Raw genomic sequence first — 23,983 nt, forward strand, 5'->3', positions numbered from 1 at the left:
GCAGTGTGTCAGCCAATACATTACGTGGCTGGAACACCGCATTCGCGAGCAAGCCCGCTCCCACACAAGCCCACTCCCACATGGTTTTTGTGTTGCCAGTTAGATTTCGGACAACTCTTCCAGGGTCTTACCCTTCGTCTCCATCCCAAACACCCACACCACCAGCGCCGCCACCGCAAAACACAGCGCGCCCAAGGCAAACACCCCGCCCTGCCCCGTCATCGGAAACACCAACCCGGTCACCAGCGGCCCCAGCAATGAACCCACCCGGCCAATCGCCGAGGCAAATCCGGACCCGGTCGCCCGCGCCGACGTCGGATACAGCTCCGGCGTGTAGGTGTACAACACCGCCCACATGCCAAACAAAAAGAACTGCATCAACAGGCCCGACGTAATCAGCAAGCCCACATTGCCGCCAAACACCGCGCTTTGCCCATACAGAAACGCCATCACTCCGCCACCCAGCAGTGTCACCACGCACACCGGTTTACGTCCCCAGCGCTCCACCAGCCAGGCCGCCATCAAGAAGCCGGGAATCCCGCCAAGGGAAATAATCACCGTGTAATACACCGACTGGGTCACCGCAAAACCCGACTGCTGCAACAGCGCACTCAACCACGACGTCAGCCCGTAAAAGCCGAGCAAGGCAAAGAACCACACGCTCCAGATCATCATCGTGCGCTGGCGATACTGCGCCGACCATAACTGCTGAAACGCCGAGAAAAACGTGCCCGGCGTGCTCTCCATCCGTGGCAGGCGGATCGGCTCCGGCAGTTGCGCGCTGCCCAGGGAGTCGCGCACTTTCTGCTCGATACCCTGCAACACCTTGTCCGCCGCATCATGCCGGCCGGCCTGTTCCAGCCAACGCGGCGACTCCGGGATAAAAAACCGGATCGCCAGCACAAACACCGCCGGCACCGCCAACACCAGGAAGATGTCGCGCCAGCCAATCACCGGCAGCAAGAAGTACGACAGCACGCCTGCCGCCACAAAGCCCAGCGGCCAGAAGCCGTCCATCAAGGCGATGTAACGCCCACGCCGCTTGGCCGGAATCAACTCCGAGAGCATCGATTGCGCGATGGGAAACTCCATGCCCATGCCGATGCCCAGCAGGATGCGAAACAGCGTCAGCGTCTCCACCGTCTGCGCCGTGGAACACAGGTAACTGGCGATGCCCCACAACACGATGCTCCACTGGAACACCGGCTTGCGCCCGAAGCGATCAGCGAGCATCCCGGACAGCGACGCCCCCACCACCATGCCGAAAAAACTCGAACTGGCCAGCAGCCCGGCCTGGGCCGTACTCAGGCCGAACTCGGCTTTGATCGAGCCTAAAAGGAAAGTCATCATCGCCAGGTCCATGGAGTCGAAGAAAAACGCCAGGGCGATGATGATGAAAATAACCCGGTGGTAGCCGCTGATGGGCAACCGTTCCAGCCGTTCCGCTGCGCTATAGCCTTGCATACCCATGCCGCACCCCCTGTGTGAAAAGTCCCCGCGGTGAGTGTGCGGCATGGTTTTGCGGGGTTATTGCTGGATGCGACCTGACTGAAACTCTGAACGACGCCCCCGTGGCTAAGGGTGATCGAGTGCGGCCAATCGGTTGATTTCTACCGTTCCACTGTCGTTGACCTGCAGCGCCTGCGACTCTTTGGTCAGGCTGACCCAGTTCGATTGCAGGAACAATTGCAGCAACCCCGCGCCTAACGGCCCGCCCAAATGCGGCAGCTGTTGGCTCCAATCGGAACAGTCGCACACCACCGGCGATGCCAGCGCCTGGGTATAGATCCCCAGGCCCGCCAAGTGCTGCGCGCCCTTGGCCGTGACATCGGTGCGTTGTTCATGGCGTTCGATCCAGCCTGCGGCCAACATCCGCTGATACAACCCCGCCGCCAGCTCGCCGCCGAGGTGGCCATTGCACAACCGTGCATGGCGCAACAACAGCGGCGCGCTCAATGCCGGCGGCGAAGCATCCGCGCAACTGCGCGCGGCACTGGCCATGGTGGTGTTGGCCAGCGCATCAATGGCGGCGCTGACATCGGCGGCCGCCACGCGAAACAAACGCTGGCCGCGCCGGCTCTCGCTGCGCAACAGCCCACCACCGGTCAGCCGCGCCAGGTGCGCAGCGGCCGAGGCAGACGACAACCCGGCCAGCGCCGCCAATTCCTCCGAGGACTTCGCCGAGCCGTCCATCAACGCCCAGAGCATTGCCGTGCGTTTGGGCTCGGCGAGCAGGCTGGCAATGTGACTGATGCAAGGTGCTGCTTCCATTTATTCACTCCCTGTTGAACCACTTTTCGGCTGTGCTAGGCGTCAAAGTATAGGGGCGCAGGCAGCCGGTTCCGCGCCGTCTGACAGCGTGGATAGGGACAGGATTTGAGTGAAACTTCCTCGCTTTCTAGAGGCTATTGCCTAAAGGCTAATCGCTCCGGCCATTGCGCAGTCAACGTCGCACAACGCGCCACGAGCATTTCGCGCAGCAGATTGACGGGTTTGCTCAGTTGGGCGCGGTGGGCACAGAGCAGATTCAGCGGCGTTCGCTCGCCGCGCAGCTCCGGCAGGATCACCCGCAAACGGCCGGCCAATACGTCGGTGCTGACATCCAGCCAGGACTTGTAGGCAATCCCCACACCCGCCACCGCCCAGCGCCGCACGACGTCGGCATCGTCACTGAAGCGGTCGCCGCTCACCGTCAGGCTGATGTCGCGCTTGCCGTCGTGAAAGCTCCAGTGGTCATGCACGCGACTGCCCAGCATATACAGCAGGCAATTGTGCTGGGCCAACTGCTCCAGGTGCCGGGGCTCACCGTACTGCGCGAGGTAGCTGGGCGAGGCGCACAGCACACGCACATTCTGCGGCGCCACCGGCAACGCGATCAGGCTGGAGTCTTCGGGCTCGCCGTAGCGCAGGGCGATGTCCACCGGCTGGCGAAACAGGTCGGCAATACGGTCGCCTAGCAACAGGCGCACGGTCAGTTGCGGGTGCTCACGCTGGAACTCATCCAGCCACGCCAGCAGATGGTTGCGGCCAAAGTCCGACGGTGCCGACAGTTGCAGCACGCCACTGACATGATCCTGGCCACTGGCCAATAGCCGGCGCCCTTCGTCCAGTGAACCCAAGGCGGCGCGGGCATATTCCAGGAAGCCCTCGCCTTCGGCGGTCAGGCGCAGGCTGCGGGTGGAGCGGGCCAGCAAGCGAGCGCCCAGTTGTTGCTCGATACGTTTCAACGCGGCGCTGGCCACCGCCGGTGACAGGTCCATGACCCGCGCCGCCGCCGACAGGCTGCCCAGGTCCGCCGCGCGCACAAACAACTGCAAATCATCAAAACGCAGCATGCATCCCCGCTGATTATCAAAATTCTATTGAAACAGACCTCTGTTTTAGCCGCTTTTATCTCGCCGGGAAATAGCCAATCATCTGCCCATCCCATTCCTGGAGCTTCTCATGAAAGCCATCGCCTACTACGCCTCGCTGCCGATCAACGATCCCCTGGCCCTGCAAGACATCGAACTGCCCGCGCCGGTCGCCGGCCCGCGCGATCTGCTGGTGGAAGTCAAAGCCATCTCGGTCAACCCGGTGGACACCAAGGTGCGCCAGAACGTCGCCCCGGAAAACGGCGCCGCCAAGGTACTGGGCTGGGACGTGGCCGGTGTGGTCAAGGCCGTGGGCAGTGACGTCACGCTGTTCAAGGCCGGCGACAAGGTGTTCTACGCCGGCTCCCTCGTACGCCCGGGTGGCAACAGCGAGTTGCACACGGTGGATGAGCGCATCGTCGGCCATATGCCAAAAAGCCTGGGGTTCGCCGACGCCGCCGCGCTGCCGCTGACCGCCATCACCGCCTGGGAACTGCTCTTCGAGCGCCTGCAAGTGCGTGAAGGCAAAGAGGACCAGGGCCAGAGCCTGCTGATCGTCGGCGCAGCCGGTGGCGTGGGTTCGATCCTGACCCAACTGGCCAGCCAGCTCACGGCGCTGCGGGTCATCGGCACCGCTTCGCGCCCGGAAACCCAGGCCTGGGCCAAGGCACTGGGGGCCGACCTGGTGATTGACCACAGCCAACCTTTGAATGAAGAACTGAAACGCGCCGGTGTCGCCCATGTGACCCACGTCGCCAGCCTGACCCAGACCGACCAGCACCTGGACCAACTGGTCGAAGCCCTGCAACCCCAAGGCAAGCTGGCGCTGATCGACGACCCCAAGGCGCTGGACGTCAGCAAGCTCAAGCGCAAGAGCCTGTCGCTGCACTGGGAGTTCATGTACACCCGCTCGATGTTCGAGACCCCGGACATGATCGAGCAACACCACCTGCTCAACCGCGTGGCCGACCTGATCGACGCCGGCACCCTGGAAACCACGGTGGGCGAACACTTCGGTGTCATCAATGCGGCCAACCTGCGCCGCGCCCATGCGCTGCTGGAAAGCGGCAAGGCCAAGGGCAAGATCGTATTGGAAGGGTTCTGACAAAAGTCTGTAGGCGTCGTCCATTACCACTGTGAGTGATGGACGACACCATTAGTCCGAGAGTTGACCTTTGTCATATTTGCGCGGGTATTCGGGTTTATATTGGCCGCCTTTGCCACGATTCTTTTACGTGAGGAAGTCAGCAATGAAGATCCTGATAAAAGCGTTAGCAAAATCCCAATGGGAGGTGCGCCTAGACTCCAAAGCCATCACCTTCCACAGTGAGGCCGAGGCCCGCGCCTTTGCCGAGACCCTGCAAGCCCGTATCCAGGCGCCCCACACCTTCCCCGTCAGCCAGCAACGCGCCGCCGCTGGCTGACCCGCACCTCAACCCTGCGCTTGCGCGGCCCGAGCCCGTTGCAGGCGCTGGGTCGAGACGGCCACCGTCACCGCCAATACACCGCACAAGCTGATGACCATGGCCATCGGCATCGCCGTGCCATCGTGCAACAGGCCGACCAACGACGCCGCGCCCGCCGCCACACCAAACTGAATGCAGCCAAGCAAGGCCGACGCACTGCCCGCCCGCGCCCCTTGCCCGCTCATGGCGCAGGCCGAGGTGTTGGGCAAAATGCAGCCTAAGCTTGCGATGCAGATAAACAGCGGCACCAGCAGCGGCCACAGCGCATCGGTGTGCAAGGCACTGATCGCCAGCAACGACAAGGCCGCCGCCAGGTACACCCACACGCTGCGCGACAGCAGGAACGCCGGGCCGCGCTTGGCCAGCAGCCGGGCGTTCACCTGGGCGATGAGGATAAAACCGGCCGCGTTGGAGCCAAAGACCCAGCCGTAATGCTCGGCGGGTACGCCATAAAGCTTGATGAATACGAAAGGTGAGCCGGCGATGTAGGCAAACATCCCGCCAATCGCAATACCGCCGGTGAGGGCGTAACCGAGGTACACCCGGTCCGACAGCAACGACAGGTAGCGGCGCAGCGAGCCAGACAATGGCTGGCGCGGTTGATGGGCCGGAAAGGTTTCCGGCAGGCCGACGGCAACGGCCACCGCCGCCATCACGCTGAACAGCGTCAGCGCGAGGAAGATCGACTGCCAACCCCACACCCCCACCATCACCCCACCCGCCAGCGGCGCGAGAATCGGCGCCAGCCCGGTGACCAGCATCAGTTGGGAAAACACTTTGGCCGAGCCCACCGCATCACATTTGTCGCTGACCACCGCGCGGGAAATCACCATGCCCGCACAGCCGCCCAGGGCCTGGACGAAACGTGCCGCAATCAGCCAATCCAGGGACGGCGCATAGGCGCAGGCGAAGGACGCCAGGGTAAACAGGGTGACACCACTGAGCAGCGGCACACGCCGGCCAAAGCGGTCGGCCAGCGGGCCGTAGATCAATTGGCCAATGGCCAGGCCGATGAAGTACACCGCCAGGGTTTGCTGGACATGTTTTTCGTCGGTGCCAAAAGCGATCGCCATGGCGGGGAAGCCCGGCAGGTAAAAATCGATCGCCAACGGCGCGAAGGCGCTCAAGGCGCCCAGGATCAGGATAATGCGCAGGTTCATGAAGGCACCCAAGTGAGTCGGCAGCCCGACAGTCTAGCCGCGCTTGGGTGCCTTGAACATTACGATAGCTCGCTAACTATTGAAAAATCAGGCGAGCTTGGCGCTGTAGCCTTCTTCGGTGATCGCACTGATGATTTGCTCGGCCGACAAACGACTCTCCACGCCGACTTCCTTGGCCGCCAGATCGACCTTCACACTGGCTGCCGGGTCCTGGCTCTGCACAGCCTGGGTGACCGACTTGACGCAATGGCCGCAGGTCATTCCTTCAACACTGAATACTTGCATGACATGACTCCTTGATTGAGGGTGGACGCAGTCTCGACCTTGCCATCATGGCAAGGTCAAGCGCCTAAAACATCAACCGGGCTGGTATTCGCTCGCGCGGTCGGCCAAGCTTGAGTCATCTTTGATTTGAACCACGGAGCATTCGCCATGCGCTGGTCGTTTTTTGCCCTTGCCGGCCTGATGAGCTTGTCTGCCGCCGCACCGATGGCCAGTGCCGCAGAAGACTACGCGGTGTTGATCGTTTCCCGGGAACGCCTGGAAGTGCCAACCAACTGCGAGATCGGCCTGTACCTCAACGATCAACTGGCCGGACGATTGTTCCAGGAGCAAGCCACTTCGTTCAACCTGCCGGCGGGCAACCTGTCGCTGCGTCTCAAGCTGCTGCCAGGCCAGGCGCCGGGCTGCCTGCCGGGCTTGCTGGCACCACCGGCACAGAACATCACCCTCAAGGCCGGCGACGTGCGCAAGCTGCGCATCGCCCAAGGCCCGGACGGCATGTACCTCAAGCCCGCCGCCTTGGAATACTGAACACCCACACCGATCGTTCCCACGCTCCGCGTGGGAATGCCTCCTAGGACGCTCCGCGTCCCGCACTTGACCTTCCCCACAGGTCAAGGTTGATCCTAGGGGCAACTTCTCCTGGAGGACTGCCCCATGAATGGAACCACCACCTTTGACCTGCCCATCAGCGGCATGACCTGTGCCAGCTGTGCCGGCCGCGTCGAGCGCGCGCTGGGCAAGGTGCCGGGGGTGCAACGCGTCAGCGTCAACCTGGCCAACGAACGCGCCCACGTCGAAGTCGCGGGCCAAATGGACCCCGGCGTCTTGATCGCTGCCGTCGATAAAGCCGGCTACACCGCCAGCCTGCCGCAAAGCGAAACCGCCACCGAGGTCGATCAGGCCCAGCGCTTGCACCGCGAGCGCTGGTCGCTGGTGTTTGCGATTGCCTTGGCGCTGCCATTGGTGCTGCCAATGTTGGTGGAACCCTTCGGCCTGCACTGGATGCTGCCCGCCTGGGTGCAGTTCGCCCTGGCCACGCCGGTGCAATTCATCTTCGGTGCACGCTTCTATATCGCCGCCTGGAAAGCCGTGCGCGCCGGAGCCGGCAATATGGACCTGCTGGTGGCCATCGGCACCAGCGCCGGTTATGGCCTGAGCATCTATGAATGGCTCACCGCCCACCCCGGCATGGCGCCGCACCTGTACTTCGAAGCCTCGGCGGTGGTGATCGCCCTGGTGTTGCTGGGCAAATACCTCGAAAGCCGCGCCAAGCGCCAGACCGCCAGCGCCATCCGCGCCCTCGAAGCCCTGCGCCCGGAACGCGCGATTCGGGTAAGCGGCGGGCGTGAGGAAGACGTCGCCATCAACGCCCTGACCCTCGATGACCTGGTGCTGGTCAAACCCGGCGAACGCTTCCCGGTGGACGGTGAAGTGGTCGAAGGCCAAAGCCACGCCGACGAAGCGCTGATTAGCGGCGAAAGCCTGCCGGTGCCCAAGCAGCCGGGGGACAAGGTCACCGGCGGCGCCATCAACGGCGAAGGCCGCTTGCTGGTACGCACCACCGCCCTGGGCGCCGAAAGCGTGCTGGCGCGGATCATCCGCCTGGTGGAAGACGCCCAGGCCGCCAAGGCACCGATCCAGAAACTGGTGGATAAAGTCAGCCAAGTGTTCGTGCCTGCCGTGCTAGTGCTGGCCCTGGTTACCCTGGTGGGCTGGTGGCTGTACGGCGCGTCGCTGGAAATCGCGATCATCAATGCGGTGGCCGTGCTGGTGATTGCCTGCCCGTGTGCCCTGGGCCTGGCCACACCCACCGCGATCATGGCCGGCACCGGCGTGGCCGCGCGCCATGGCATCTTAATCAAGGACGCCGAAGCCCTGGAGCGCGCCCACGAAGTGAGCGCAGTGGTCTTCGACAAGACCGGCACCCTCACTTCCGGCGCGCCGAAAATTGCCCACCTCGCCGCCGTGGATGGCAACGAAGCCCTGCTGTTGCAGCAGGCCGGCGCGCTGCAACGCGGCAGCGAACACCCGTTGGCCAAGGCCGTGCTGGATGCGTGCAATGAACAAGGTCTGCCAGTGGCGGACGTGACCGCCAGCCAATCCCTGACCGGACGCGGCATCGCCGGCACGCTGGATGGCCAACAGCTAGCCCTGGGCAATCGCCGCCTGCTCGAAGAAAGCGGCTTGAGCGCCGGCGACCTGGCCGACGCCGCCAAAGCCTGGGAGGCCGAAGGCCGCACCTTGTCCTGGCTGATCGAGCAAGGCGCACAACCCCGCGTGCTCGGGCTGTTTGCCTTTGGCGACACCCTCAAGCCCGGCGCGCTGGAGGCCGTCAACCTGCTCAAGGCACAGCACATCAGCAGTCACCTGCTCACCGGTGACAACCGTGGCAGCGCGCGCGTGGTGGCCGAGGCGCTGGGCATCGACGACGTGCACGCCGAAGTGCTGCCCGCCGACAAGGCCGCCACCGTCGCAGAGTTGAAAAAAACCGGCGTGGTGGCCATGGTTGGCGACGGCATCAACGACGCCCCGGCCCTGGCCGCTGCCGACATCGGCATCGCCATGGGCGGCGGCACCGACGTGGCCATGCACGCGGCCGGCATCACCCTGATGCGCGGCGATCCGCGCCTGGTGCCGGCAGCGCTGGAGATCAGCCGCAAGACCTACGCAAAAATCCGCCAGAACCTGTTCTGGGCTTTTGTGTATAACTTGATCGGCATTCCCCTGGCCGCGTTCGGTCTGCTCAACCCGGTGCTGGCCGGCGCGGCGATGGCGCTGTCGAGCGTCAGCGTGGTGAGCAATGCCCTGCTGCTGAAAACCTGGAAACCCAAGGACCTCGAGGACCACCGCCCATGAACATCGGCCAAGCCGCACGCCAGAGCGGGCTCAGCGCGAAGATGATTCGCTACTACGAATCCATCGGCCTGCTCAAAGCCGCCCACCGCACCGACAGCGGCTACCGCGTGTACGGCGCCGACGACCTGCACACCCTGGCGTTTATCAAACGCTCACGGGACCTGGGGTTTTCATTGGAAGAGGTCGGCAAGCTGCTGACCCTGTGGCAGGACCGGCAACGGGCCAGCGCCGATGTGAAGGCGTTGGCGCGCCAGCATATCGATGAGTTGAACCGGAAGATCCTGGAGTTGGGGCAGTTGCGCGATACGTTGCAGGACCTGGTGGAGCACTGCCAGGGCGATCATCGGCCGGATTGTCCGATTCTCAAGGAGTTGGCTTCCGGTAGCTGCTGCAACGGATGACCTGCTGACAAAACATAGAACCCAATGTGGGAGCGGGCTTGCTCGCGAAGACGGTGTGTCAGTCAAAGATATATTCACTGATCCACCGCATTCGCGAGCAAGCCCGCTCCCACATTTTTTAGATCTCCGCAGGCCAGAAAACTACTGCATCCAAGGCGGCGGCGGTTCTTCTGCTGTCTTGGTCGGCGGCGCATCATCCGCCGCCCGAATCGCCTGCCGACGCTCTTCATCCAGCCGCGCCGCTTCAATCTCGCGGATCACACCACCCACGTCCGCCAACTCTTCCGGCTCATCGAACTCGCCGGTCAAGACGCTGGCCGGGTGCAAGGTGCCGGCTTCGTAGAGCGCCCACATTTCCTTGGCGTACTTGGTCTTCTTCAACTCCGGGGCAAAGCGCCCGAAGTACGACGCCATGTTGCCCACATCCCGCTCCAGCATGCTGAACGCGTGGTTGTTGCCCGCCGCATCCACCGCCTGGGGCAGGTCGATAATCACCGGGCCGGTCGGCGTGAGCAGTACGTTGAACTCGGACAAGTCACCGTGCACCAGGCCGGTACACAGCATCAGCACGATCTGCGAGATCAGGAAGGCGTGGTACTCACGCGCCTGGTCCGGCTCCAGCACCACGTCGTTCAGACGCGGCGCCGCATCGCCGTACTCGTCGGCCACCAGTTCCATCAACAGCACGCCTTCGAGGAAGTCGAACGGCTGGGGCACGCGAACGCCCGCACCGGCCAGGCGGAACAACGCCGCCACTTCAGCGTTCTGCCAGGCGTCTTCGGTTTCTTTCTTGCCGAACTTGGAACCCTTGGCCATGGCCCGGGCCTGACGACTGTTACGGACCTTGCGGCCCTCCTGGTATTCGGACGCTTGACGAAAACTTCGTTTGTTCGCCTCCTTGTAAACCTTGGCGCAACGCAATTCGTTGCCGCAGCGCACCACATAAACAGCTGCTTCTTTACCACTCATGAGTGGGCGCAGCACTTCGTCGACCAGACCGTCTTCGATCAGGGGTTCAATGCGTTTAGGAGTCTTCATCAGCTTTTATTGTGGGTCCTTTATTACCAAATACGCGTATGGCACTCGTTATACGGCAATCGGCTCGCCGGTGGGAGGGGCTACCGACCGTTGATCGCTTAAGAATGCATCCAATGGGCCAGTTTCACCGTTCAATGATCGCGGTGACCCCCTGCCCGCCCGCCGCACAGATGGAAATCAGCCCGCGCCCCTTGCCGGCCGCATCCAGCAACTTGGCCAGGTTGGCGACGATACGCCCGCCGGTGGCCGCAAACGGATGCCCGGCCGCCAGGGAACTGCCCTTCACGTTCAAGCGGCTGCGGTCGATGCTCCCCAGTGGTGCATCCAAGCCGAGGCGCGTCTTGCAGTAGTCCGCATCCTCCCACGCCTTGAGCGTACACAACACCTGGGCCGCGAAGGCTTCGTGGATCTCGTAGTAATCGAAGTCTTGCAGCGTCAGACCATTCCTCGCCAACAAGCGCGGCACCGCATACACCGGGGCCATCAGCAGGCCTTCGGCACCGTTGACGAAATCCACCGCCGCCGCCTCACCATCACGCAAATACGCCAGGATCGGCAAGCCGCGCTCTTGCGCCCAGGCCTCGCTGCCCAACAGCACCAACGACGCACCATCGGTGAGCGGCGTGGAGTTGCCGGCGGTGAGCGTGCCTTTTTCGCTGCGTTCGAACGCAGGCTTGAGCGCGGCGAGTTTCTCCAGGGTCAGGTCGGCGCGCAGGTTGTTGTCGCGGGTCAGGCCGAGGAACGGCGTGAGCAAATCGTTGTGCCAGCCTTCGGCGTAAGCCGCCGCCATTTTCTGATGGCTTTCCAGGGCCAGCTGGTCCTGCTCGGCGCGGGGAATCTGCCAGGTCTGCGCCATCAGTTCGCAGTGTTGGCCCATGGACAACCCTGTACGTGGTTCGCCATTGCGCGGCAGTTCCGGCTTGAGGTGATGGGGGCGCAGTTGCAGCAGGACTTTCAGCTTGTCGGCCATGGATTTGCTGCGGTTGGCTTGCAGCAGAATCTTGCGCAGCCCTTCATTCACGCCAATCGGCGCGTCGGACGTGGTGTCCACACCGCCGGCAATCCCGCATTCGATCTGGCCCAGGGCGATCTTGTTGGCCACCAGCAACGCAGCTTCCAGCCCGGTGCCGCACGCCTGTTGGATGTCATAGGCCGGGGTTTGCGGCGACAGGCGCGAGCCGAGCACGCATTCGCGGGTCAGGTTGAAGTCACGGGAATGCTTGAGCACCGCGCCCGCCGCCACTTCGCCGAGGCGCAGGCCATGCAGGTTGTAGCGTTCGATCAGGCCTTCCAGCGCCGCCGTCAGCATCGCCTGGTTGCTCGCCGTGGCGTACGGGCCATTGGAACGGGCAAAGGGAATGCGGTTACCGCCAATGATCGCTACGCGGCGCAATTGAGTCATGGAAAGCTCCCTGAAGGTTGTGGGTGGAATCATCCAGCCTAGCCTAGGCTGATCGAACGACTACCGTCCCGGGGTGGTCAACCCTTTGAACCCCAGCTTTCGGAGAGCGTTCCATGTCTGACCGTTATATCGACTTCGCCAACTCAAGCCTCGGCCATCGCCTGGTCGCCGCCCTTGGCCTGCCGTCACCGGTACGCCTGGAACGCTGGCAAGCGGGGCGCCTGCGCCCGGTGGAAGGGGCGCTGCTGTTGGGCGGCGGCGCGCTGACGGCGAAGGTGCAGGCGTTCGCCCACAAGCTGACAGACGCGACCTACACCTATGGCGGCGAAGCGCCGACGTGGATTCCCGGCCACGGTCCCAAGCTCAAGGCCGTGGTGTTCGACGCCAGCGACTTGCAGCACACCGACCAACTCAAGCAATTGCGCGAATTCTTCCAGCCGCTGCTGAAAAACCTCGATAACAGCGCGCACCTGGTGATCCTCGGCCGTGCGCCGGAAAGCCTCGACGACCCCTTCGCCGCCAGCGCCCAACGGGCCCTCGAAGGGTTCAGCCGCTCCCTGGCCAAGGAACTGCGCAATGGCGGCGTCCTGCAATTGCTCTATGTCGGCGCCGGTGCCGAGAACCAGCTGGAAGGCGCGTTGCGCTTCTTCCTCTCGCCGAAAAGCGCCTACATCTCCGGGCAGGTGATTCGCCTGGAGGCGTGCGCAACCCAGGTCGAGGACTGGACTCGCCCCCTCGCCGGGCGCAAGGCGCTGGTCACCGGCGCCGCCCGTGGCATCGGCGCGGCCATTGCCGAAACCCTGGCCCGCGACGGTGCAGACGTCATCCTGCTCGACGTGCCCCAGGCCAAGGCCGACCTCGACGCCCTCGCCGCCCGCCTGGGTGCACGCAGCGTGGCGCTGGACATCTGCGCCGCAGACGCTGCCCGGCAATTGATCGACCACCTGCCCGATGGCCTCGACATCCTCGTGCACAACGCCGGCATCACCCGCGACAAAACCCTGGCCAACATGACCCCGGAATACTGGGACGCCGTGCTCGCGGTAAACCTCAATGCCCCGCAAGTGCTGACCCAGGCGCTGCTCGACAGCGCCACCCTGCACGACAACGCCCGCGTGGTGCTGCTGGCGTCCATCAGCGGCATCGCCGGCAATCGGGGGCAAACCAACTACGCCGCGAGCAAGGCCGGGTTGATCGGCCTCGCACACGCCTGGGCGCCCTTGCTCAAAGACCGGGGGATCAGCATCAACGCCGTGGCGCCGGGGTTTATCGAAACCCAGATGACCGCGCATATCCCCTTTGCCTTGCGTGAAGCCGGACGCCGCATGAGCTCGCTGGGCCAGGGCGGTCTGCCCCAAGACGTGGCCGAAGCCGTGGCCTGGCTCGGCCAGCCGGGCAGCGGTGCCGTCAGCGGGCAGGCGCTGCGGGTGTGTGGGCAAAGTCTCTTGGGAGCGTAGGCATGGACTGGCAAACATTGGACAGCACACCGTCGCTGCCGCCGCTGTATTGGCGTGCGGCACTCAAGCGCAAGATCACCGGCACGGCGTTGCCCGAGCGTGGGCTGCGCTGCCGAGTGACCGTCAACCCCAACGCTGTCGCCAAGTACCGCAAGGTCTGCGGGTTTGCCGACGGCCCGATGTTGCCGGCGACTTATCCGCACATCCTCGCGTTCGGCTTGCAGATGCAGTTGCTCACCGACAAGCGCTTCCCCTTCCCGCTGCTGGGGCTGATTCACCTGAGCAACCGCATCCGTATCCACCGGCCCTTGGGCGGTGTCAGCGAGCTGACCCTCAGCGTCCACACGCAAAATCTCACGCCTCATCCCAAGGGCGCGACCTTCGACGTGGTGACCACCGTCAGCGATGCCCTCGGCCTGCTGTGGGAAGCCGAAAGCCGCATGCTCTGCCGCGGCGTAAAGCTCGACGGCGAACCCACGGACGCGGCGCAACCGAGCCCCAGCCACGTCAGCGAGCTGACGCGCTGGCAAGCCCCCGCCGACATCGGCCGGCGTTATGCCCGGGTCAGCGGCGACTACAACCCGATCCACCTCAGCGCCCTGACCGCCAGGCTGTTCGGGTTTCCCCAGGCCATCGCCCACGGGTTGTGGAACAAGGCGTACACCCTCGCCGCCTTGGGCGAACACTTGCCCGCCGCCAATGTCGAGATCAGCGTCGAGTTCAGGAAACCCGTGCGCCTGCCCAGTGCAGTGACGTTGTTTGCCAGCGCCGCCGGTTCAGCGGGTGAATTACGTTTGAACGGCGCGGGCGACTTTGAACATATGGTAGGCAACTGGCAGCCAATCGCCTGAAAAAAACTGCTTAATTGTATATATACACCCTAAGTTATAGCGGACTTTATAAAGTCCGCTATTTTATTCAAGCCATTGATTTAAATCACATATACATCTTGATACATCTACACTTTATATCCTTGGCATTAGCCCCTAAGCAGGGAATTTACGACCGTATATAAATCGTTAATACCAAGTTGAGCATTGTCAGAAAGAGCCCCCTGGCCTGTTATAGCCACACGGACAAACGCATCGCCTTCCATAGAAATGGCGAGTGTTTGAAGACAACCAAGGTTGTACAGGTGCAGGGAACTCAATCATGAAAACTCAAGTAGTGTTTTGGAAAGCAAGTACCGCGCTGGCCCTGGCAGTAGCATTGACGCTCGGCGGCTGCAGCAGCGGTGGTGGCGGGCATCACAGTGGTGGCTCGTCCTCCACTGACGACACAACAGCCGGTACCGGTGGCACAGGCGGTGGTACCGGTGGCGGTACTGGCGGCGGAACCGGTGGTGGCACGGGCGGCGGCACCGGTGGCGGTACCGGCGGTGGCACGGGCGGCGGCACCGGTGGTGGCACTGGCGGCGGTACAGGCGGTGGCACCGGTGGCGGCACCACCACCCCACTGGTCACCGCGACAGTCGTGGACACCCTGGGCACCACCGTGACCGGCGTAGGTACCACTGTCGGCAGCCTCGGCACCACCCTGGGCAGCTTGCCGATTGTCGGCGCCACGGCTGGCGGCCTGGTCACCGCGACCGGCAACGCCGTCGGTAGCCTCGGCAACGGCCTGTCAGACGGGCTGGGCACTATCGGCACCAACAGCAATGCCGTGGGCACTACCCTCTCGGGCGTCGGCAACGCCGTCTCCGACCTGGGTGATGGCGTGAGCACCACCGGCGGCAATGTCGCGACCTTGCTCGGCAAAGTGCCCGTGGTGAGTGGCGCCGCCCCCGTGGTCGGCGGTGTGGTCGATAAAGTCGGCAACGTCGTGACCATGCTTGGCGACACCCTGAGCACCGCCAGCACCACCGGCCCACTGGGTTCGGTCACCAATACCGTGGGCGCCAAAGTGCTGGTACCGGTGGTTTCCCTGGTCGAAAAAACCACTGGCCAAGTGGGCACCGCAACGGGCCTCGGCGGCCCGGTTGGCGGCCTGCTGAATAAAGTCGGCACTACCGTCGACGGCCTCGGCGATAAAGTCACCGGCACTGGCGGCACCGGCAACCCTGTGACGGGCGCCGTGGGTAGCGTGCTGAGTGGCGTGGGCACCGTGGTCAGCAGCGCCAGCGGCTATGTCAACCCAACCACTGGCACCGGCAGCGGTTCCGGCGGCGGCATTGGCACGGGCAACCTCGGCCTGCCGGAACTCATCGGCGGCGTGATTGCGGGCGCCGGCAACGGCCTGAATGCAGGCAACACCAATGGCGTGGTCAGCGCAGCGGGCATCACCGGTGGCAGCGTAGGCGGCACCGTTGCATCCCTGGGCACTCTGCTGGGCGGCAACGGCGTACCGAACACCGCCGCCGGTGCTCCGGTCGCGGCACTCACCACCAGCCTGGGCAGCGCGCTTAATCCAGTCACCAGTGGCGTCACCAGCCTCACCCAGAACGTCGGCAACAGCACTGGCCTGGGGGCTCCGGTCAACGGCCTGGTGACCAACGTCGGCGGCGCCGTCAGCGGCCTGGGCGGCAAAATCACCGGCACCAATGCCAACCCGGTCACCAATGCCCTGGGCGGCACCGTCAGCGCAGTCGGCAATACCGTGGCCTCGGTGGGTGGCCTGGTCACCGGTGGTACCAGTGGCACCGGTGGTGGTTTGCTCGGCGGCGGCCTGAGCCTGGGCGGCAGCGCATCTGCCGGCGCCAGTGCCGGGGCCAGCACCAGCGGCGGCGGCCTGGGCGGTTTGCTCGGTGGCCTGACCGGCAAAAAATAGAATTGCACCTGGCCGATTAGACGGCCTCCCCTACAGCGCCTACGCTTGGTTGAGACGAGAGACCCAATAAGTCTCTCGTCTTTTTTATGCGCCAATGAAAGGCACCCGAACCGCGCCCCAGAGCCCGGCGGGAATCTGCGAAACGCTGCTGCAGTTTTGACCATGGAGTGTCCTATGCGCGCTTTGACGCCGCTGTTGTTGCTGTCCCTCAGTGCTTACGCCCACGCCGAAACCCTACCCAGTTTCCTCAATAGCAACGACACCATCCGCAACCTGCCCGTGCCCAACCTGCCCGCCGACGCCTACCGGCCAAACACCCCGCAAACCCAGTTGCCAACGCCTGCGGCCAGCGAAGCCCAGCCGCTGCTGATGGACACCAAGGTAACCATCAGCAAACTGCAGATCGACGGCGGCACGGTCTACCCGCTCAAGGAACTGGCGCTGGCTTTCGAACCGCTGATTGGCCATGAAACCAACATCGCCCAGCTGATCGAGGCCACCCGCAGCATCACCAAGCGCTACCAAACGGACGGCTACCTGCTGTCCTATGCCTTCCTGCCGGAACAAAGTTTCGACGGCGGCCTGGTCCACGTAGTGCTGGTGGAGGGCTATGTGCGCGATTACCAGGTGCAAGGCGATATCGGCTCGGTGTCGGCCTACGTGGAAAAACTCGCCGACAAACTCAAGGCCGAACGCCCACTCACCCGCAAGACCTTCGAGCGCTACACCACGCTGATGGGCGCGATTCCCGGCGTGACCCTGCAGGCGCAAGTGCCGCCACCGCGCACCACCGATGGCGGCACCCACATGCAGATCACCGCCAGCCGCAAGCCCTTCACCACCAGCATGAGCCTCAACCAGGCCAGCCGTGGCGGCCTGCAAGCGCTGGTCAGCGCCACCAGCAACTCGCAGACGTCGATGGGTGAACAGTTGACCGTCAGCGCCCTGGCACCGCCGGGCAACGACAAGGAACACTACTACCGCGCCGCCTACAGCCAGTTCGTCAACGCCGAGGGCACCCAGCTGGCGCTGTCAGGCGAACGCTACCGCGCCGACCCGGGCACCAACGTGCGACTGGACGGCGGTTTCCAGCTCAAGCCGCACCAGGCCATCGACCGCTTCTCCATTGGCGTGAGCCACCCGGTGATTGCCTCGCCGACCGAGTCGTTGAGCCTGGGCACCCGCATTTATGGCGTCGACCAGAAAACCCGCTATCAACTGGTGGGTTTCCCCAACCGCTTCGACCTGGAAACCAACCTGCGCGCCCTGGCCTTCGAAGGCGACTGGCGCAAGGCCGATACCGACCAGTTGCGCATCCTCAGCGCCGGCCTGTACCAAGGCATCAATGGCCTGGGCGCCACGACCCGCAGCGACTTCGACGGGGTAAAACCCGACCTGGATTTCTTCCGCCTGCGCCTGTCCGGCGTGCAAAGCAACAAGCTGTTCGGCAGCAACTTCCAGGGCGTGCTTTCCGGGGCGTTCTACTGGAGTGACGACACCCTGCCCGACAGCGAACGCGCCACCTTCGGCGGGCAGAACTTCGCCCGTGGCTACCCCGACGACCAGGGCTCGGGCGACAAGGGCTGGGGCCTGGCGTACGAGATCAACTACAGCTACAACCGGGCCGGCGACTGGGTGCGCATTCTGCAACCGTACGTGGTGTTCGACCGCGCCAAGACCTGGTTCAACGTACTGCCGATCAGGGGCAACGACCTATCATCCGCCGCCGTGGGCCTGCGTTTTGGCGACAGCCAGTACTACAACATTGCGCTGGAAGCGGCCAAGCCGCTGTCAGACGTGGCGCTGGACAGCTTTGACCGGCGGCCGCGGTATACCTTGAGTTTCAGCTATCAACTCTGACCAGGCCGATGTGTGTAGGAGGACTTCTGTGGGAGCTGGCTTGCCTGCTCCCACAAAAGCCTGCTCCCACATTGAGCCCAACTGGCGGCTAGAACGGGCGCTTCTGCAGGGGAAACAAATTGTTGAGGGTATCGATCAACCGCACCAGGTAGATGGGCTTGCGAAACAGATCCAGCACCTGCAAGCGCAGCATGTCGCTGACGTCATCCATCTCGGCGTGGCCCGACATCACGATCACCGGCAGGTGCTGGCGCGAGGTGTGTTCGCGCAGGCGCTTTATCAGGGAGATGCCGCTTTCCTCGGGCATGCGCAGGTCGGTGATGATAAGCGCGATATCCGGGTTGAGGGTCAGTTCCTGCAGCGCGTCGGTCACGGAGGTGGCGGTAAAACACACAAATCCCTCATTGGAGAGGGATTCGGCAAGTTCGATCAGAGCGTCCTCTTCGTCGTCCACCAGGAGAAGTTGTTGCCGCGAAGAAGGCACGGAGGGACTCATGGCGAAAGATCCTGACACTAAGGTGCACTCAGGTTAGCCGTGTCGCGAGATAGATCAAGTCGATGCGATGCTCGCCTGGACCAGGTTGAACAACTCCTTCACGCGATCACTAATGGGAGTCATGAAGATGCCGATCACCGCCGCACACATCGCCGCCACAATGGCGTATTCGATGCCGGAGGCGCCATCCCTGGCGCTCACCATGACCCACACTTTCACGTAGATAAAACGAATGCTTTCTTCGATTTGCATGTAGAACTCCGTCGAAAGAGGAGAAAGCGCTTCGCTAGAACATCAAGTGCCGATACCGGTTTGAATCGAGGTGAAAATAGCCTTTACCTTAGTGCTGATCGGAGTCATGAAAAGCCCGATCACCGCCGCACACATCGCCGCGACAATCGCATATTCAATACCGGAGGCCCCCTCTCTCCCGTAAGACAGAATCTGGATTTTGATAAACACTTTGCGAATGGCATCAAGGAACATATGACTTCTCCTTTGCGCTGAGAGCGCGGATGTAGCGGGCTTGCAACATGATCTCGCTATGCCACTAGAGCATTGTCGGCAAATTCACTCCCAACAAGTGTAATAAGCGACTAATCACAAAGTAGTAGTCAGCCAAATGGCGTCAAAGCCCCAATGTTTGCCCGCCGATACACAATATTTCCATGCAGTAATGGCATTTTGTCCTAGCTCGACTACCTTCAAATAGCGAAATAGTTGAATACCCAGAACGAACTGATTGCGTAGTCGCTGGATGGACCCGTTGAAAGGTCTGCCAGTAGGAAAGGGAGAGCCTTCATGAGCAGTCGTATCAGCATGATTCTGGCCGCGGTACTGCTACTCGGGGCGTTGATAGCCGGGTACTGGGGCCTGGTTCTCAGCCGCCCGGAGCCGGTTGCCGCCGTCGCGCCACCTGTCATTAATAACGCCCCTGTCGCTGCCATCGAAGACCCGACCCGCCAACCCGTGGTCGTGCTGGCCCATGACGTGCTGCCCTTCGTCGCCCTCACCGCCGCCGACCTGACGGTGGAAAAACTCAAGACCGTGCCCGCCGGCAGCCTGACCTCGCTGGACCAGGCCGTCGGCCGCACGCCATGGCGCGCCCTGCAAGCCGGCACCTGGCTGACCGAAGAAAGCTTCAACGCCGGCGGCAACCTGTCGCGCATGATCCGCGCCGATGAGCGCGCACTCGCGGTCGCGGTGGATGAAGTGACCGGTGCCGGTGGCCAATTGAACCCCGGCGATTATGTGGATGTGATGCTGTACCTGCGCTCGGAAAACGGCAACCCGCAACCCTCCGCACAAACCGTCGTGCCGGCTCTGCGCCTGCTGGGCGTGGGCGATCAACTGGGGCTGACCAACGACGGCAAGCCCGGCTCGCCGGTGGCCGTCACCGCCGAAGACAAGGCCAAGCAACAACAAGGGCGTGCCAGTGCACGCACGGTGTTGCTGGCAGTGCCCGAGCAATTGATGACGCGCCTGGTCCTCGCCGTGCAAGCCGGCAGCCTGCGCCTGGCCGTGCGCAGCGCCGACGAGCAACGCCTGAGCCAATACTGGGCCGGCGACAGCGACTCTGCGCAGAACCTCGACAACGCCAAGCGCGACCTCTACCAGTTCAACCAACTGGCGCAAACCACGCCACCCATCAGCAACTTCAACCCGACAGCCACCAAAGCCACGCCGCGTCGCTCGGGTGTCGAGGTGATACGCGGTAACCAGGTCACTCAACAAACGCCCTGATAGCGCTAAGGATGCCTTGAATGAGCAGTCGTTCCATGCCGAAGTTTTCGCGAGTGTTCTGCGCCCTGGTCACCCTCGCCCTGCCCGTCGGCGCGGCACAGGCGGCACCGGGCAATTGCGCCAGCCTGGGGCAGTTGCCTGCGACGCTTGAGGTCGGTGAAGGTCTGCAGCAGGCCATCCAATCCCCGGTCGCCATTACCCGGCTGGCGGTCGGCGACCCGAAAATCGCCGACGTCCACGTCAACGGCAACCAGGCCTTCCTGCTGACCGGCGTCTCGTCCGGCGCCACCAGCCTGATGATCTGGACCGCCTGCTCGCCCAGCCCGCGCCAGACCATGGTGTTCGTCAAGGGCAAGGCCACGTCGGCGCTGACCAGCCTGTCGCTGTCGCCGTCGGAAGACCCATCGCTGCCCAGCCAGGTGCAGACCGATATCCGTTTTGTCGAAGTCAGCCGCACCAAGCTCAAGGAAGCGAGCACCAAGTTTCTCGGGGTCGGCACCAACTTCTTCCTCAGCAGCCCGAACATCCTGTCCCCGGCAGAGAGCGTGTTCAAACTGCCGGTGAGCACCGATAACTTCAACGTCGGCTTTGGCGGCGGCCGCGTCAAGGCGATGATTAATGCCCTGGAAAGCAGCGGTTTCGCCTACACCCTGGCGCGGCCCAGTTTGGTGGCCCTGAGTGGCCAGAGCGCGACCTTCCTCGCCGGCGGCGAAGTGCCGATCCCGGTGCCCAGCGCCGGCAGCGACACCATTTCCATCGAGTACAAGGAGTTCGGCATTCGCTTGACCCTCACCCCCACGGTGATCGACCGCAACCGCATCAGCCTCAAGGTTGCGCCGGAGGTCAGCGAGCTGGACTACAGCAACGCCGTCGCCATCCAGGGCATCCGCGTGCCCGCGCTCACCGTGCGCCGCACCGACACCAGCGTGTCCCTGGCCGATGGCGAGAGCTTCGTAATCAGCGGCCTTATCAGCACCAACAACCGCTCCACCATCGACAAGTTTCCCGGCCTGGGAGACATCCCGATCCTCGGTGCGTTCTTCCGTGACTCCAACATCAGCCGCGAAGAAAAAGAGCTGCTGATGATCGTCACCCCGCACCTGGTCCAACCCCTCGCCGCCAATGCGCAACTGCCGTCCCTGCCGGGGGAAAACCTGCGCAGCTACGACCCGAACTGGTACCGCCTGTTCTTCCTCGAAAACGGCAATTTCGACCGACGCACAGGACTCTCCCAATGAGCGAAAGCCTGAGCCAGACCTTCCTGGCAATCACCCGCAACAGCACCGACCTGGAATGGCTGCAAGGCGCCCTCGCGCCCCTGGGCCAGGTGGTCAGCGCCGGCAGCGGCAGCCTCGACGAGCTGCTCGCGCTGGTGGACGTGACCTTCGCCAACCTGGTGTTCATCGGCCTCGACCGCGAAAACGTGACCAACCAGTGCGCCCTGATCGAAGGCGCCCTGGAGGCCAAGCCGATGCTCGCCATCGTCGCCCTGGGCGACGGCATGGACAATCAGCTGGTGCTGAACGCCATGCGCGCCGGCGCCCGGGATTTTGTCGCCTATGGTTCGCGCTCCAGCGAAGTCGCGGGGCTGGTGCGCCGCCTGAGCAAACGCCTGCCGGCCGTGGCCCATACCAGCCACCTGGGCGGCCTCACCGTGCTGTATGGCACCCAATGCGGCACCGACGGCGCCATGGTCGCCGGGCACCTGGCGCATGTGGTGCAGAAGAGCGGCCAGCAAACCCTGGTGCTCGACCTCGGCCTGCCCCGGGGCGACAGCCTGGCGCTGCTGGGCCTGGAAAGCTCGTTCCACTTTGGCGACGCCCTGCGCCACCTGCGCCGCCTCGACGCCACCCTGATTAACAGCGCCTTCACCGCCACCGACGCGGGCCTGCGCATCCTCGCCTACACCGACAGCGACGAGCCCCTGGAGCACACCAGCGCCGCCGAGCTGTACATGTTGCTCAGCGCCCTGCGCCAACACTTCCAGCACATCGTGGTGAACCTCACCGGCCAACCGGACAGCGAAGCCCTGCGCACCTTTGTCAGCCATTGCGACAAGCTGCTGTGGTGCACCGACCAAAGCGTACTGGACTGCCGGCGCAACCTCGCGGTGCTCAACCGCTGGCGCGAAAAAGGCATGAAGCTGGAACACGGCCGGCTGCTGATTGACCGCTACATCAAAGGCGCCGCGCCCGAGGCCGAAGCCCTGGGCAAAACCTTTGGCCTGGAAGTCATCGCCGTGCTGCCCCTGGCCGCCGAGCTGCGCCTGAACGCGAAGAACCAGGGCCAGAGCCTGTTCACCCTGGCCCCGCGCGAACCCTTGAGCCAAGGCTTGCGGGTGCTCGGCGAGCGCCTGGCCAAACGTTCCGAAGGCCTTGAGAAACCTTCGGCCAACTGGCTGACCCGCCTGTGGGGCACCAAGTGAGCGGCGAAAAGCTGTTCGGTGTGCCCGGCGCGCGCGGCGCGGTGGGCAATACCGATCACGACGGTCTCAAGCTGGTGCTGCACCGCTACATCATCGACGCCATCGAAGAGTCGGGGAAAAACCTGCTGGAGGGCACACGCCAGTCCCTCGCGCAGTTTGTGATCGACAAGGTCAACGAATACATCACCCGCATGCACCTGGCGATTTCCCGCTATGAGATGGAACGCCTGGCCGAAGAGATCGTCGACGAACTCACCGGTTTCGGCCCATTGGAAGTGCTGCTGCGCGATGCCTCCGTAACGGAGATCCTGGTCAACGGCCCGCACCGGGTGTTCGTCGAGCGCGATGGTTTGCTGCATCAAAGTGACCTGCGCTTTATCGACGACCACCATGTAGAACGCGTCATGCAACGCATCCTCGCGCCCCTCGGGCGGCGCCTGGACGAATCCTCGCCGATGGTCGATGCGCGCTTGCCCGATGGCAGCCGGGTCAACGCGATCATCCCGCCGATTGCCCTCGACGGGCCGTGCCTGTCGATCCGCAAATTCCGCAAGGACATGCTCAAGAGCAGCGACCTGGTGGCCATGCAGACCATCGACCAGCCGATCTTCGAGTTCTTCCAGGAGGCCGTGGGCAAGCGCTGCAACATCCTTATCAGCGGCGGGACCGGCACCGGTAAAACCACGTTGCTGAATATTCTCAGCCAACTGATAAACCCCCACGAACGCCTGGTCACCATCGAAGACGTGGCCGAGTTGCAACTGGGCCACCCCCACGTGGTGCGCCTGGAAACCCGCCCGCCGAATGCCGAGGGCCACGGTGAAGTAAAGGCCAGCGACCTGATCCGCAACGCCCTGCGGATGCGCCCCGACCGCATCATCCTCGGCGAGATCCGTGGCGTGGAAGTGCTCGACGTACTCACCGCGATGAACACCGGCCACGACGGCTCCATGAGCACCGTGCACGCCAACAACGCCCAGGACGCGCTGCTGCGGCTGGAGACCCTGGTGGGCCTGACCGGGCGCACCGTCGCGGAAAAAACCCTGCGCCAGATGATTTGCGCGGCGCTGGACGTCATCATCCAACTGTCGCGCATGCCCGACGGCCGCCGCTGCGTCACCGAGGTGGTGGAGGTGGTGGGCGTGCGCGATGACGTGTATGTCACCAACACGCTGTTCCGCCTCGACAAACGCACCGGCTACGGTTTTTTGCGCGAAGCCATCAACCCCGCCGGCGACAAACTGCGCCGCGAAAGCCACCTGCCGCAGTAGGAGG

General features: G+C 63.5%; 23 protein-coding genes. 13 read left to right on the top strand and 10 right to left on the bottom strand.

Going from position 1 to position 23,983, the window contains the following annotated elements:
* Positions 1-99 precede the first annotated feature (99 nt).
* The 3 genes from NUV89_RS11040 to NUV89_RS11050 form a co-directional block, all read right to left on the bottom strand.
* Positions 100-1,470 carry an MFS transporter gene (locus tag NUV89_RS11040; protein ID WP_257781311.1) on the bottom strand — a complete coding sequence of 457 codons (1,371 nt, stop codon included), beginning with the start codon at positions 1,468-1,470 and terminating at the stop codon, positions 100-102.
* A 105-nt stretch (positions 1,471-1,575) separates the two neighbouring features.
* A complete protein-coding gene (locus tag NUV89_RS11045; protein ID WP_257781312.1) occupies positions 1,576-2,271 on the bottom strand; it encodes a helix-turn-helix domain-containing protein in 696 nt (231 codons plus the stop codon).
* 134 nt (positions 2,272-2,405) lie between these two features.
* Complete coding sequence (locus NUV89_RS11050) at positions 2,406-3,335, bottom strand: LysR family transcriptional regulator (protein WP_257781313.1); 930 nt, start codon at positions 3,333-3,335, stop codon at positions 2,406-2,408.
* A 109-nt stretch (positions 3,336-3,444) separates the two neighbouring features.
* On the opposite strand from NUV89_RS11050, the gene NUV89_RS11055 reads away from it, so the two are divergent.
* Both NUV89_RS11055 and NUV89_RS11060 read left to right on the top strand, forming a co-directional pair.
* Positions 3,445-4,458 (top strand): zinc-binding alcohol dehydrogenase family protein, encoded by a 1,014-nt coding sequence (locus NUV89_RS11055; RefSeq protein WP_257781314.1) that lies wholly within the window; start codon positions 3,445-3,447, stop codon positions 4,456-4,458.
* A gap of 145 nt (positions 4,459-4,603) precedes the next feature.
* Positions 4,604-4,777, top strand: a complete 174-nt coding sequence (locus NUV89_RS11060; RefSeq protein WP_257781315.1) for a hypothetical protein — start codon at positions 4,604-4,606, stop codon at positions 4,775-4,777.
* An 8-nt stretch (positions 4,778-4,785) separates the two neighbouring features.
* Here the strand turns inward: NUV89_RS11060 and NUV89_RS11065 are convergent, their stop codons facing one another.
* Together NUV89_RS11065 and NUV89_RS11070 are read right to left on the bottom strand one after the other, a co-directional pair.
* Entirely contained in the window at positions 4,786-5,979 is a 1,194-nt protein-coding gene (locus NUV89_RS11065) for a multidrug effflux MFS transporter (RefSeq protein ID WP_207043737.1), read from the bottom strand.
* An 87-nt stretch (positions 5,980-6,066) separates the two neighbouring features.
* Positions 6,067-6,264, bottom strand: coding sequence for a heavy-metal-associated domain-containing protein (locus NUV89_RS11070; RefSeq protein ID WP_017735273.1), 198 nt, complete (start codon positions 6,262-6,264; stop codon positions 6,067-6,069).
* A 147-nt stretch (positions 6,265-6,411) separates the two neighbouring features.
* Between NUV89_RS11070 and NUV89_RS11075 the strand changes: the two genes are divergently transcribed.
* From NUV89_RS11075 to cueR, 3 genes are all read left to right on the top strand, one after another.
* A complete protein-coding gene (locus NUV89_RS11075) occupies positions 6,412-6,792 on the top strand; it encodes a hypothetical protein (RefSeq protein ID WP_257781316.1) in 381 nt (126 codons plus the stop codon).
* Positions 6,793-6,918: 126 nt separating this feature from the next.
* Entirely contained in the window at positions 6,919-9,120 is a 2,202-nt protein-coding gene (locus NUV89_RS11080) for a cation-translocating P-type ATPase (RefSeq protein WP_257781317.1), read from the top strand.
* The gene (gene cueR, locus NUV89_RS11085) at positions 9,117-9,521 is read left to right on the top strand and encodes a Cu(I)-responsive transcriptional regulator (protein WP_257781318.1); all 405 of its coding nucleotides are present in this window, start codon (positions 9,117-9,119) and stop codon (positions 9,519-9,521) included. Before NUV89_RS11080 ends, cueR begins: the two co-directional genes overlap by 4 nt.
* A gap of 141 nt (positions 9,522-9,662) precedes the next feature.
* Here the strand turns inward: cueR and NUV89_RS11090 are convergent, their stop codons facing one another.
* Positions 9,663-10,559 carry a PA4780 family RIO1-like protein kinase gene (locus tag NUV89_RS11090; RefSeq protein ID WP_257781319.1) on the bottom strand — a complete coding sequence of 299 codons (897 nt, stop codon included), beginning with the start codon at positions 10,557-10,559 and terminating at the stop codon, positions 9,663-9,665.
* 124 nt (positions 10,560-10,683) lie between these two features.
* Complete coding sequence (locus NUV89_RS11095) at positions 10,684-11,961, bottom strand: acetyl-CoA C-acetyltransferase (RefSeq protein WP_257781320.1); 1,278 nt, start codon at positions 11,959-11,961, stop codon at positions 10,684-10,686.
* A gap of 113 nt (positions 11,962-12,074) precedes the next feature.
* Between NUV89_RS11095 and NUV89_RS11100 the strand changes: the two genes are divergently transcribed.
* From NUV89_RS11100 to NUV89_RS11115, 4 genes are all read left to right on the top strand, one after another.
* The gene (locus NUV89_RS11100; protein ID WP_257781321.1) at positions 12,075-13,418 is read left to right on the top strand and encodes a 3-oxoacyl-ACP reductase; all 1,344 of its coding nucleotides are present in this window, start codon (positions 12,075-12,077) and stop codon (positions 13,416-13,418) included.
* Positions 13,419-13,420: 2 nt separating this feature from the next.
* Positions 13,421-14,269: a MaoC/PaaZ C-terminal domain-containing protein gene (locus tag NUV89_RS11105; protein WP_257781322.1), complete on the top strand. Its 849-nt coding sequence runs from the start codon at positions 13,421-13,423 to the stop codon at positions 14,267-14,269.
* Positions 14,270-14,570: 301 nt separating this feature from the next.
* Positions 14,571-16,184 (top strand): collagen-like triple helix repeat-containing protein, encoded by a 1,614-nt coding sequence (locus tag NUV89_RS11110; protein WP_257781323.1) that lies wholly within the window; start codon positions 14,571-14,573, stop codon positions 16,182-16,184.
* 174 nt (positions 16,185-16,358) lie between these two features.
* Entirely contained in the window at positions 16,359-18,044 is a 1,686-nt protein-coding gene (locus NUV89_RS11115; protein ID WP_257781324.1) for a ShlB/FhaC/HecB family hemolysin secretion/activation protein, read from the top strand.
* An 88-nt stretch (positions 18,045-18,132) separates the two neighbouring features.
* Here NUV89_RS11115 and NUV89_RS11120 read toward each other — a convergent pair whose 3' ends face one another.
* The 3 genes from NUV89_RS11120 to NUV89_RS11130 are packed head-to-tail and all read right to left on the bottom strand — an operon-like array spanning position 18,133 to position 19,026.
* Positions 18,133-18,540, bottom strand: coding sequence for a response regulator (locus NUV89_RS11120; RefSeq protein ID WP_257781325.1), 408 nt, complete (start codon positions 18,538-18,540; stop codon positions 18,133-18,135).
* Positions 18,541-18,594: 54 nt separating this feature from the next.
* Entirely contained in the window at positions 18,595-18,792 is a 198-nt protein-coding gene (locus tag NUV89_RS11125) for a Flp family type IVb pilin (RefSeq protein WP_257781326.1), read from the bottom strand.
* 42 nt (positions 18,793-18,834) lie between these two features.
* A complete protein-coding gene (locus tag NUV89_RS11130; protein ID WP_257781327.1) occupies positions 18,835-19,026 on the bottom strand; it encodes a Flp family type IVb pilin in 192 nt (63 codons plus the stop codon).
* A gap of 315 nt (positions 19,027-19,341) precedes the next feature.
* Here NUV89_RS11130 and cpaB point away from each other — a divergent pair, with 315 nt between their 5' ends.
* The 4 genes from cpaB to NUV89_RS11150 are packed head-to-tail and all read left to right on the top strand — an operon-like array spanning position 19,342 to position 23,979.
* Positions 19,342-20,283 carry a Flp pilus assembly protein CpaB gene (gene cpaB / locus NUV89_RS11135; RefSeq protein WP_257781328.1) on the top strand — a complete coding sequence of 314 codons (942 nt, stop codon included), beginning with the start codon at positions 19,342-19,344 and terminating at the stop codon, positions 20,281-20,283.
* A 20-nt stretch (positions 20,284-20,303) separates the two neighbouring features.
* Positions 20,304-21,521 carry a type II and III secretion system protein family protein gene (locus NUV89_RS11140; protein WP_257781329.1) on the top strand — a complete coding sequence of 406 codons (1,218 nt, stop codon included), beginning with the start codon at positions 20,304-20,306 and terminating at the stop codon, positions 21,519-21,521.
* Positions 21,518-22,708, top strand: a complete 1,191-nt coding sequence (locus tag NUV89_RS11145; RefSeq protein WP_257781330.1) for a pilus assembly protein — start codon at positions 21,518-21,520, stop codon at positions 22,706-22,708. The genes NUV89_RS11140 and NUV89_RS11145 overlap by 4 nt, the downstream gene beginning before the upstream one ends.
* On the top strand, positions 22,705-23,979 hold the full coding sequence (locus tag NUV89_RS11150) for a CpaF family protein (RefSeq protein WP_308220193.1): 1,275 nt from the start codon (positions 22,705-22,707) through the stop codon (positions 23,977-23,979). The genes NUV89_RS11145 and NUV89_RS11150 overlap by 4 nt, the downstream gene beginning before the upstream one ends.
* The last annotated feature ends 4 nt before the right edge of the window (positions 23,980-23,983 follow it).

Origin of the sequence: Pseudomonas sp. 18.1.10 (assembly GCF_024655625.1) — a bacterium.
Lineage (GTDB): Bacteria > Pseudomonadota > Gammaproteobacteria > Pseudomonadales > Pseudomonadaceae > Aquipseudomonas.

Bases quoted from the DNA above. Each gene is read 5' to 3' on its own strand.
- cpaB (WP_257781328.1), top strand. From the start codon at position 19,342: ATGAGCAGTCGTATCAGCATGATTCTGGCCGCGGTACTGCTACTCGGG.
- cueR (WP_257781318.1), top strand. From the start codon at position 9,117: ATGAACATCGGCCAAGCCGCACGCCAGAGCGGGCTCAGCGCGAAGATG.
- NUV89_RS11065 (WP_207043737.1), bottom strand. From the start codon at position 5,979: ATGAACCTGCGCATTATCCTGATCCTGGGCGCCTTGAGCGCCTTCGCG.
- NUV89_RS11140 (WP_257781329.1), top strand. From the start codon at position 20,304: ATGAGCAGTCGTTCCATGCCGAAGTTTTCGCGAGTGTTCTGCGCCCTG.
- NUV89_RS11075 (WP_257781316.1), top strand. From the start codon at position 6,412: ATGCGCTGGTCGTTTTTTGCCCTTGCCGGCCTGATGAGCTTGTCTGCC.
- NUV89_RS11040 (WP_257781311.1), bottom strand. From the start codon at position 1,470: ATGGGTATGCAAGGCTATAGCGCAGCGGAACGGCTGGAACGGTTGCCC.
- NUV89_RS11060 (WP_257781315.1), top strand. From the start codon at position 4,604: ATGAAGATCCTGATAAAAGCGTTAGCAAAATCCCAATGGGAGGTGCGC.
- NUV89_RS11125 (WP_257781326.1), bottom strand. From the start codon at position 18,792: ATGCAAATCGAAGAAAGCATTCGTTTTATCTACGTGAAAGTGTGGGTC.
- NUV89_RS11120 (WP_257781325.1), bottom strand. From the start codon at position 18,540: ATGAGTCCCTCCGTGCCTTCTTCGCGGCAACAACTTCTCCTGGTGGAC.
- NUV89_RS11130 (WP_257781327.1), bottom strand. From the start codon at position 19,026: ATGTTCCTTGATGCCATTCGCAAAGTGTTTATCAAAATCCAGATTCTG.
- NUV89_RS11050 (WP_257781313.1), bottom strand. From the start codon at position 3,335: ATGCTGCGTTTTGATGATTTGCAGTTGTTTGTGCGCGCGGCGGACCTG.
- NUV89_RS11145 (WP_257781330.1), top strand. From the start codon at position 21,518: ATGAGCGAAAGCCTGAGCCAGACCTTCCTGGCAATCACCCGCAACAGC.
- NUV89_RS11070 (WP_017735273.1), bottom strand. From the start codon at position 6,264: ATGCAAGTATTCAGTGTTGAAGGAATGACCTGCGGCCATTGCGTCAAG.
- NUV89_RS11080 (WP_257781317.1), top strand. From the start codon at position 6,919: ATGAATGGAACCACCACCTTTGACCTGCCCATCAGCGGCATGACCTGT.
- NUV89_RS11105 (WP_257781322.1), top strand. From the start codon at position 13,421: ATGGACTGGCAAACATTGGACAGCACACCGTCGCTGCCGCCGCTGTAT.
- NUV89_RS11090 (WP_257781319.1), bottom strand. From the start codon at position 10,559: ATGAAGACTCCTAAACGCATTGAACCCCTGATCGAAGACGGTCTGGTC.
- NUV89_RS11095 (WP_257781320.1), bottom strand. From the start codon at position 11,961: ATGACTCAATTGCGCCGCGTAGCGATCATTGGCGGTAACCGCATTCCC.
- NUV89_RS11110 (WP_257781323.1), top strand. From the start codon at position 14,571: ATGAAAACTCAAGTAGTGTTTTGGAAAGCAAGTACCGCGCTGGCCCTG.
- NUV89_RS11115 (WP_257781324.1), top strand. From the start codon at position 16,359: ATGCGCGCTTTGACGCCGCTGTTGTTGCTGTCCCTCAGTGCTTACGCC.
- NUV89_RS11100 (WP_257781321.1), top strand. From the start codon at position 12,075: ATGTCTGACCGTTATATCGACTTCGCCAACTCAAGCCTCGGCCATCGC.
- NUV89_RS11055 (WP_257781314.1), top strand. From the start codon at position 3,445: ATGAAAGCCATCGCCTACTACGCCTCGCTGCCGATCAACGATCCCCTG.
- NUV89_RS11045 (WP_257781312.1), bottom strand. From the start codon at position 2,271: ATGGAAGCAGCACCTTGCATCAGTCACATTGCCAGCCTGCTCGCCGAG.